The sequence below is a fragment of the Alkalibaculum bacchi genome (assembly GCF_937875145.1).
GTDB classification, from domain to species: domain Bacteria; phylum Bacillota; class Clostridia; order Eubacteriales; family Alkalibacteraceae; genus Alkalibaculum; species Alkalibaculum bacchi_A.
Genome location: NZ_CALNCS010000241.1, coordinates 23771 through 31843 on the forward strand (window position 1 = coordinate 23771; position 8073 = coordinate 31843).

Genomic DNA, 8073 nt, shown 5'->3' on the forward strand with positions numbered 1-8073 from the left:
AGGGGGAAAAAAAGTTGTTTCAATTCGATATTGACTCAGATCATTTCGCAAAGATTAAAGTAATCGGAGTTGGCGGCGGCGGTAACAATGCTGTTAATAGAATGATAGAATCAGGTTTACAAGGGGTAAGTTTTGCAGTAGTTAATACAGACAATCAAGCTTTAAATCTTGCCTTAGCCGAAGAAAAAATTCAAATTGGAGAAAAGGCAACTCATGGCTTAGGTGCAGGTGCAAATCCAGAAGTTGGACAAAGATCTGCAGAAGAAAGCGAAGAAATTCTAGCTGAAGCTATTAAAGGAACAGATCTCCTATTCGTAACATGTGGAATGGGTGGTGGAACTGGAACTGGTGCCGCTCCTGTTGTAGCTCGTATTGCAAAGAGCTTAGGTATTCTAACAGTAGGTGTTGTAACAAAACCATTTTCTTTTGAAGGAAAAGTGCGGGCAAATAATGCTATACTAGGTACTGAATTATTAGCACAACATGTAGATGCCCTTGTAACGATTCCAAATGATCGATTATTGCAATTGGCAGATAAGACAACTACTTTAAAAGATGCTTTTAAGATGGCAGATAATGTATTACTACAAGGTGTCCGAGGTATTTCTGACTTAATTGCAGTGCCAGGACTTGTCAGCCTTGACTTTGCCGATGTAAAGACAATTATGAAGGATACTGGACTTGCTCATATGGGTGTTGGTTCCGCAAAAGGCGAAAACAAAGCTGCAGAAGCTGCAAAACAAGCCATACATAGCCCATTGTTAGAAACTACTATCGATGGGGCTACTGGTGTACTATTAAATATTACAGGTGGCATGGATCTTACTTTATTTGAAGTAGATCAAGCTGCTGAAATCGCTAGGGAAGCGGCTGATCCTGAAGCGAATGTTATCTTTGGTGCTGCAATAGATGAAAGTATGCAAGATGAAATTAAGATTACTGTCATTGCTACAGGCTTTCCAAGTAATAAGGAAAAAAAGGTAGAACCAAAGAAGAGCAATATTGTTGGCGAAGATAAACCAACTAAAAGCCAAGGGCAATCCCAAGGACAATCTCAAGGACAATCTTCAGTAGATCAACAATTTAGCATTCCATCTTTCTTAAAAAAGAGATAAGATTAAAAATGAAAAAGACAAAAAGCATTGTGGTAAAAACCATAATGCTTTTTTTAATGGTGTTTTTTTTGCTTTTTATGACATATTTCTGTCAATTCAAACTATATAATATATTATGCAGTTGGACAGAACTACAAGAAAGTGCCTTTGGCACTTTAGCCACTAGTTACTAGTCTCTTAAAACCACGGTAACTCAGCTTATAATATTTAAAAATAAAAGGGTGAAAAAAGTGAGTTATGTTTATGGTGAGGTTGTATTAGTAGAAAATTTTTTGATTAATTTCATTATACTAAAGGTGACTTCAAGTATTATGAAAAAAAAGACAAGAAGATTACAATTGGCTTTAGGTGCACTATTAGGTGCTGTTTATTCTCTAATGCAATATGCTCATCCTATATTTACGAAGTTCCCATTTAAGGTGATGCTCTCTGTTCTTATTATTCTCATTAGTTTTTCACCTATTAGATTGAGAGACTTCACCAGTCATATGTTGATTTTTTACGGTATCAGCCTTCTTTTTGGAGGATGTGTCATTGGTTTAATTATTTTAGGAAACAAAAGTGCAAATATGACTTTAACCATATATGGAGTTCGGTCTACAACGGTAATGATAGGAATATTTATAGGTATCATTACGATTATCAAAATTAGAGAACTTATAGTGGATGTAAAATTAAAAAGCAATAGTACTATGGAGATCTGCATCTACCTTCACGATAAAAAACTGTTTACGAAAGGATTTATAGACACAGGTTGCAATGTAGTAGAACCTTTAACAGGTAAACCAGTTTTATTAGCAGAGTACGATACGATAAAGAAGATTCTACCCGAAGAGTTTATTCATTATTATGATACATATGATGGAATACAAGATACAGATATTGAAGCAAAAATACATAATACAGAAATTTTAAAAAGAATACGATTTATACCTTTTAATACGGTGAGTACAGATAAGAATGAAAAGATGCTCGGTTATCAGTTTGATAAAGTTGAATTAGGAGACGGCCAAAAATGGCAAGAAGTCGAAAAAGTCTGTGTTGGAATATGCAAAAGAAATTTATGTGAAGACTACGCATTTCAAGCACTTATCAATCCTAAATTATTATACATGAGTGGAGGCTTATAAAATGGAGTGGATAATAAGATGGGCAATTAAGCTCAAGTTACGGCTGTCAACGATTGTAAATGCTATTAAGAAGAGAAAAAATTTTGTTCATTACATAGGTGGAAGTGAGGCTCTTCCGCCTCCGTTAAACACTGAGGAAGAAAAATATTATATTAATTTGCTGAGAACAGATAAAGAACAGGCTCGCAATGTACTGATTGAAAGAAATTTAAGGCTAGTGGTCTATATTTCTAGAAAATTTGAAAATACAAATATATCTATTGAAGATTTAATTTCTATTGGGACCATTGGCTTGATTAAAGCTGTAAATACTTTTGACCCTGATAAGAATATTAAATTGGCCACTTATGCATCTAGATGTATTGAAAATGAAATTTTAATGTTCATAAGAAAAAGCAGCAAGATAAAAAATGAAATATCTTTTGACGAACCTTTAAATACAGATTGGGATGGAAATGAACTTCTCCTTTCAGATATTTTGGGGACTGAAGAAGATCTTACAGAAAACAATATAGAAAGAGAAGTAGACTTTCAGCTACTAAACGCAGCTATGGATAATTTGAACAAAAGAGAAAAGACTATCGTAGAATTGCGCTTTGGCCTGTACAATAAAGATTCTAAGACACAAAAAGAAGTTGCAGAAGAAATGAACATCTCTCAATCCTATATATCACGATTAGAAAAGAAAATTCTAAAGAGATTAAAAAAGGAAATACATAAGATGACGCTGTAAGCGTAAAAACAAAGTGGAAGCCTTATGGGCTTCTTTTTTTATGTAATAGGAAACCTACTTTTGACATTGGCTCCTACCCCATCATCCTGAGTGTAAGCCAAGGATCCTGACGCAAAAGGAATACCCCAATGCTAGTGTCTAAAGACTAATTGCTAGCGACTAATACATGGGAGCGGAAAAACTATACTTATATTTCGATTAGTATTCGTTTTCTGTAATTTTTAGTAAAAAAAATTATAATGTTTTTTTAAGTTTTTTTGTTCCCACTCAAAATGTGAAAGGCTTAAGATTCCTTGATTGTAAGAAATGTTTTATAAATAGATCTAATGTTTCAAAAAAATGTGGATTTTGAAACTGAATATAAACACTTTCTGAGGCAATAATCTTACATAAGTAAATGCATTTTGAGAAAGGATGACACTTATGCTAAAAAAAGTTGAAATCTGTGGTGTAAATACTTCACAGTTGCCAGTTCTAACTAATGGAGAAATGATGGAGTTATTTGGAGAGATTCATAAAGGAGATCAAAATGCAAGAATGAAATTTATACAAGGAAATCTTCGCTTAGTCCTTAGCGTCATAAAGAGATTTAACAATAGAGGAGAAAATTTAGATGATTTATTTCAAGTAGGTTGCGTAGGACTTATAAAGGCAATCGATAATTTTGATTTATCTCACAATGTAAAGTTTTCCACCTATGCTGTTCCAATGATTATTGGAGAGATAAGAAGATACCTTAGAGATAATAATTCTGTGCGAGTGAGTAGATCTTTAAGAGATTTAGCATATAAGGCTTTAAAGGCAAGAGATGAATTAGTGCGAAAGAATACTAAAGAGCCTACTCTGATGGAAATTTCAAAGGAATTAGGGATACCTAGTGAAGAGGTTGTATTTGCTTTAGAAGCCATTCAAGATCCTGTATCCTTATTTGAACCCATATACCATGATAATGGAGATGCAATGTATATAATGGATCAAATCCAAGATGATAAAAATAAAGATGAAAAATGGATTGAAAATATTGCAGTAAAAGAGGCCATTAAGAAACTAAATGAGAGAGAAAAAATGATAATAAAGATGAGGTATTTTGATGGTAAAACCCAAATGGAAGTTGCAGATGAAATTGGTATTTCACAAGCGCAAGTATCCAGAGTAGAAAAAAATGCCTTGTATTCTGTAAGAAAGACCATGACGAATTAATTAGCGGAAAGCTGAAAGTGGAAAGTGGACATTTTTCCGAAAAATGGAATACAAAGTTAAATATGGGCCTCATTGGAGCCTTTGGGGGTGTCATTTTGAGGAGCGTAGCGACGAAGAATCTTTAAGAATTAGCTTATGCAATATTTCTGTTATGTACAGTTAAAGCATAAGTTAAAGTAGTACTTTAACTCATGATATAATATTATAATAAATAAGCATTTTATTATAATATGTCCTCATATGTATTTGTATATTGGTAGAAAGTAGAAGGGGATAAAAGCTCGCTTATAGACAAGATGACGCATTCAGAATCGTTCAACTATTGTTCCAAGCCTCTTTTGATGGACAATTTTAATTTACTCTTGTATAATGATTTTAGTAAATTTGAATTGGAGGAAATTGCCTTGAAGTGCCCCTTTTGCAATTACGCGGAAAGTAAAGTTGTGGATTCAAGACCCACAGAAGATGGAACAGTAATACGTAGGAGAAGAGAATGCACAAGCTGTACGAAACGCTTTACCACCTATGAAAAAATTGAAGACATACCTCTTATGGTCATTAAAAAAGGTGGTCAAAGAGAACAATTTAATCGAAGTAAAGTCATGAATGGAATCATAAAAGCTTGCGAAAAAAGGCCTATTTCCATCAAGCAAATTGAAGACATTGTGGATACCATCGAAAAAGAAGTATACCAAAGCCTTGAGAGAGAAGTTTCTTCTCATTTTATTGGCGAAAAAATAATGGATCAGCTAAAAAAGACAGATGAAGTAGCTTATGTAAGATTTGCAAGTGTATATAGGCAATTTAAAGACATTAATACCTTTATGGCTGAGTTAAATAAGCTTTTAGAAGATAAAAGATAAAAACTACTAGCAATCAGCCATAAGCGTTCAGCGACCAGTAAAAACCTAGCTACTTTCAGTAGCCGTAATGTTTTAGCATTTTATAGAAAGCACACTTATTTCTGATTTATTTGCTAGTGTTAGGAAATATACTAGTAAAAGGGTTACATTTGAAATTGACAGATAACATTATTTTATCCGTTAATTTTTATGCTACTTCTGGTAGCAAAGGGACCCAAAAGGAATGCAGAAGCACTGATGGCTGGCGGCTGATAGCTGATGGCTAGATGTTAATGATTGGAGGGAAAGGTATGTTTGAAGAAAAGACAATCGAATCAAAGAGTATTTATGAAGGCAAAGTAGTTACTCTTAAGGTCGACAAGGTTCAGGTTCACAATGGAGGGCAATCTTCAAGAGAGATTGTGGTGCATCCTGGTGGTTGTGCTATAGTAGCAGTTAAAGATGACAAGATTATATTAGTGCGCCAATTTCGAAAGGCTATTGAACAAAATATACTAGAATTACCTGCTGGAAAATTAGATCCGGGTGAAGATCCTTTAGAATGTGCTGTTCGAGAATTACAAGAAGAAACAGGTTATATTGCTCGTAATGTAAAAAGCTTAGGAAGCATCTATCCAACACCAGGGTATAGCAACGAAATCATTCACTTGTTTTATAGCGATGATTTAGAACCAGGAGAAGCTCATCCAGATGAACATGAATCCATTGATATTGAAAAGTACAGTATTGATGAAGTGCTAGACAAAGTCCGTAAGGGCGAAATAAGAGATGGAAAAACAGTAGCAGGGATTTTGATGTCCTTTTGATTGTAGAATTTCATCATAATCTTCTCCAGGAGAGCATATTCTTATCCTAAGGAGGAGATTTTTTTGAACAAGAGAGAGCTCACGCAATTTTTTATGCGAAACAAAAGAATGGTCTTGATTTTATGCATTATATTTGTTTTAGGTATTATAGCTGGCACGCTATGCGTTAAGACCTTAACAGATAATCAGAAAACGGATTTGATTAATTATTTAAGTGATTTTTTTAAAGTTCTAGGTGATAATCAAGATTTAAATAAGACTCAAATGTTTTTACAACTTTTAATAGACAATGCAAAAATATTTGCATTGGTATTTATCTTAGGTTTGTTTTCCATTGGCATATTTCTCACTCCCTCATTACTATTATTTAAGGGATTTATTTTAGGATTTACCATTGGCTTTATTTTAGATGAGCTATACCTTATGGGATTTCTGTTTTCTTTATTTGTCATATTTCCACAAAATATCTTATACATAATAGGTCTTATATACAGTGCTTTGATTAGTACTATGATGTCAAGGCAAATTTACATATCAAAGAAAAGATATAAGATATCTGTTCGTCCTAAGAAAAATCTACAACAAACTATATACTACTTTTCCTCTCTACTAATAGGTTTTGCAATAACCGCATTTGGATGTGCCATTGAAGCTTATATTATACCTGTATTTATGATTTTTTTCTCGAATAAATTATTCTAGGTGGTGGTCAGGTGGTCAGGTGGTCAGCAAAACCATACTCGCCTTCGAGTGAGGTGAGGTAATGACCCTAGCCCTGATGGCTGGAAGCTGAATGCTGGACGCTGATTATTGCTTTTGGCCCCTAGCTTCTTCTAAGTCATCCTTGAGCGCAGCGAAGGATCTTAAGACCCTCAAGGGTGCAAACTCCCTGCCTAGTCATCCAGGGGAGCGGAGCGACGAAGGATCCCTACTAGCTCACTACTAAAGCTTACACTATATATTAAGAAACTTTATTATTCTTAAATTCATTTGTAGTTTTTAATAATATAATTAAAACGCCAAAAAATTGATATAGTTCCGTTCAAATTGGCGTTTTTTCTTGTTATTATAGGGTATTAATGAACTCAAAGGATGAAAGACAATGATTTACACAAACTAAATTAACATTTCAATTATAGAGGAGGAATGACAATTGATGAAGCGAGTTATATGGATTGTAATAGACAGTGTAGGTATTGGGGAATTACCTGATGCGAAACTGTATAACGATGAAGGAAGTAATACTTTAGAAAACATCTATAAAAGTATAGACAACTTTTCGTTGCCCCATTTAGAATCTTTGGGTTTAGGATTAATTGACGGTGTTAAAGAGATTCCAAAGGTAGGCAAACCAAGAGGTGCATACGGTAAATCAATAGAGAAATCTCCTGGAAAGGATACTACTACAGGACATTGGGAAATGGCTGGGATTATCTTAGACAACCCCTTTCCTACGTTTACAGAAAAGGGATTTCCTCAGGAATTTATTGATTCGTTTCAGAAGGAAATAGGAAGAGAAGTCATAGGAAATTATGCGGCTTCAGGAACAGAAATCATACAAAAATTAGGGGATGAACACGTAAGGACTGGAAAACCCATTGTGTACACTTCAGCAGATAGTGTCTTTCAAATTGCAGCTCATGAAGAGGTAATACCACTAGAAGAATTGTATAGAATATGTGAAATTGCCCGAAAACGATTAGTAGGAGATCTTAGTGTAGGACGAGTTATTGCCAGACCTTTTGTAGGCAATAATGGCAATTATACTAGAACATCTAATAGACACGACTATTCATTAAAGCCTACAGAGGAGACCGTTTTAAACAAAGTAAAAGATGGATCCTTAGCCGTTATGGGAATAGGGAAAATCCATGATATTTTCGCTGGTGAAGGGTTAACAGATGTTCTAAAGATGAAGAACAATGATGAGGGAATGGATCGAATATTAGAATTTATGGAAAGTGGTAAATCAGGACTCATCTTTGTTAATTTAGTGGATTTTGATATGATCTATGGTCATCGAAATGATGTAGAAGGTTATGCAAATGCGCTAAAAGCTTTTGATGATAAATTACCACAGATTATAAACGCAATGGAGAGGGAAGATGTACTCATCATTAATGCAGATCATGGATGTGATCCGACTACGCCTAGCACAGACCATTCTAGAGAATACATCCCTATACTAGTTTATGGCGATCAAATAAAGAGCGTAAACCTAGGAAT

General features: G+C 34.3%; 8 protein-coding genes. All 8 read left to right on the top strand.

Annotated elements, in window-relative coordinates; translation table 11 throughout:
* The first annotated feature begins 14 nt into the window (after window positions 1–14).
* Entirely contained in the window at window positions 15–1115 is a 1101-nt protein-coding gene (gene ftsZ / locus Q7P22_RS13935; protein ID WP_303865007.1) for a cell division protein FtsZ, read from the top strand.
* A gap of 230 nt (window positions 1116–1345) precedes the next feature.
* Complete coding sequence (locus tag Q7P22_RS13940) at window positions 1346–2245, top strand: sigma-E processing peptidase SpoIIGA (protein ID WP_170128266.1); 900 nt, start codon at window positions 1346–1348, stop codon at window positions 2243–2245.
* Window position 2246: 1 nt separating this feature from the next.
* A complete protein-coding gene (gene sigE / locus Q7P22_RS13945; protein ID WP_303865008.1) occupies window positions 2247–2978 on the top strand; it encodes an RNA polymerase sporulation sigma factor SigE in 732 nt (243 codons plus the stop codon).
* Between the two features lie 414 nt (window positions 2979–3392).
* The gene (gene sigG / locus Q7P22_RS13950) at window positions 3393–4178 is read left to right on the top strand and encodes an RNA polymerase sporulation sigma factor SigG (protein ID WP_113921097.1); all 786 of its coding nucleotides are present in this window, start codon (window positions 3393–3395) and stop codon (window positions 4176–4178) included.
* A 404-nt stretch (window positions 4179–4582) separates the two neighbouring features.
* Window positions 4583–5041, top strand: coding sequence for a transcriptional regulator NrdR (gene nrdR / locus Q7P22_RS13955; RefSeq protein WP_113921098.1), 459 nt, complete (start codon window positions 4583–4585; stop codon window positions 5039–5041).
* A 266-nt stretch (window positions 5042–5307) separates the two neighbouring features.
* Window positions 5308–5847: an NUDIX hydrolase gene (locus Q7P22_RS13960; RefSeq protein ID WP_303865009.1), complete on the top strand. Its 540-nt coding sequence runs from the start codon at window positions 5308–5310 to the stop codon at window positions 5845–5847.
* Between the two features lie 63 nt (window positions 5848–5910).
* On the top strand, window positions 5911–6549 hold the full coding sequence (gene spoIIM / locus Q7P22_RS13965) for a stage II sporulation protein M (protein WP_113921099.1): 639 nt from the start codon (window positions 5911–5913) through the stop codon (window positions 6547–6549).
* A gap of 454 nt (window positions 6550–7003) precedes the next feature.
* The coding region (locus Q7P22_RS13970) for a phosphopentomutase (protein WP_303865010.1) at window positions 7004–8073 on the top strand (1070 nt) is incomplete at its 3' end.